Annotated in this window: 1 protein-coding gene; it reads left to right on the forward strand. The window is 38.1% G+C overall.

The genetic code is table 11. The features are described from left to right. Positions 1-656: 656 nt before the first annotated feature. Positions 657-2,021, forward strand: a 1,365-nt coding sequence (locus NSA57_RS19355) for a reverse transcriptase domain-containing protein (protein WP_257465841.1), incomplete at its 3' end; no start/stop codon positions are given.

The following is a 2,021-nucleotide window of genomic DNA, read 5'->3' on the forward strand; positions in this document are numbered from 1 at the left end:
GTGCGTCCAGAGGGACGAAAGTTAGAAGTAGATTAAAGAAAGGGGGACAGAAAAAAAAGGCACTACCCCGTAAGATAACACGGGAAACCACCTGCCTAACCGAAAGGTGAAAACTGTACGGGAAAATAGCACGGCAGGAAAGCAGAAAGTTGTTCAAAGACAATAGAGCACGACTGAACTGCAAGGTTAAGTGAATATGAGGATAAAACTAGATTTGTTGAATGTGAGTTCCAAACCTCTGTTACGTGTGGACACAGGAAACTTGTCTGAAACCTGTGGTATGAGTAACGCTGAAAATAAATGCCTTTCAGTGGGTTATCAATTAACTCATACGGTACGCTGGAGAACCAGTAGTAACGGAACGAAAGCATATCCGACAATTCACACCAGCCTACTACTTTCGTCAACTGGAGATTACCTAAACCAGAATGCCTACAATGGCTATGTGTAATGCTCTTGTAGTGATAAATCACAAGGCTATGCTAAGTGAGATGACGCTGAAAATCTGGCAAGGTAACGGAGCTTTCATAGTAGTCTGAGAATCCTGAAAAGACAGGGAAAGCCGTAAAATCGGATACGGGAAAACCGTTCACATGGCGAAGGAAAGCAGTCTTAGCGAATTAAAATTAGAAATTGATTAGGGAGGAAAACCTCAAATGAAACCAACAATGGAGATTTTAACCAAATTACAGGAAAATTCAAAAAAGAACCATGATGAAGTATTTACAAGGCTCTATCGATATTTACTCCGTCCAGATATATACTATGTTGCATATCAACACCTCTACTCCAACAAAGGAGCAGGAACAAAGGGTGTAACAGACGACACAGCGGACGGTTTTAGCGAAATATATATTGAAAATATCATTGAAGCCTTAAAAAATGAAATGTATCAACCAAAACCAGTAAGACGTACATACATCAAAAAATCAAATGGCAAAATGCGTCCCTTAGGACTGCCTGTCTTTACTGATAAGCTGATACAGGAAGCAATACGCATGATATTAGAAGCAATCTATGAGCCTATTTTTTCAGACTACTCTCACGGTTTCCGACCAGCAAGAAGTTGTCATACTGCTCTTGCTCAAATAAAAAAAGAATTTACAGGAGCACGCTGGTTTATAGAGGGCGACATAAAAGGGTGCTTTGATAACATCAATCATGCGGTACTTGTGGAAATTATCAATCAGAAAATTAAAGATGCACGTTTTCTGAAACTCATTCGTTCATTCTTAAAGGCAGGTTATATGGAAGATTGGAAATACCACAAAACATATAGCGGTTGCCCTCAAGGTGGCATCATTTCGCCTATTCTTGCGAATATCTACCTTAATGAATTAGACCGTCACGTAATGAAGATAAAGAAAGAGTTTGATGTGGCAACAAAGGCACGTTATACACCAGAATATACAAAACTGGTAGGACTACGCCAAAGATTACACAACAAAATTAAAAATAGCAACGGTATAGAAAGAGAAAAGCTGATTGAAGAATATAAATCTGCAACGGCTCAAATGCTCAAACTACCAGCGAAGCAATGTGACGACAAGAAAATAAAATATGTGCGTTACGCTGATGATTTCCTAATAGCTGTGAATGGCAATCGACAGGATTGTGAGAAGATTAAGCAAGAACTTACAGAATTTATAAGTACCACATTAAAAATGGAACTTAGTCAAGAAAAAACTCTGATTACACACAGTAATACTCCTGCTCGTTTTCTCGGATATGATGTCAGAGTACGCCGTGACCAGCAGATTAAACCAAAAGGAAAATTCAAAACCCGTTCTATGAATAACAAGGTGGAATTGAGTATTCCATTCAAAGACAAGATAGAGAAATTTTTATTTTCAAATGGAATTGTAAAGCAGAGGTCAGACAATGGGAAATTAGAACCTATACACCGACCACAACTGCTTAATAGGACAGATTTGGAAATAGTGACTATTTATAATGCAGAATTAAGAGGTATCTGTAATTATTATGGGTTGGCAAGCAATTTTAACAAGCTAATCTATTTC

Origin of the sequence: Blautia caecimuris (assembly GCF_024622975.1) — a bacterium.
In the GTDB taxonomy this organism is placed as follows: domain Bacteria; phylum Bacillota; class Clostridia; order Lachnospirales; family Lachnospiraceae; genus Blautia_A; species Blautia_A caecimuris.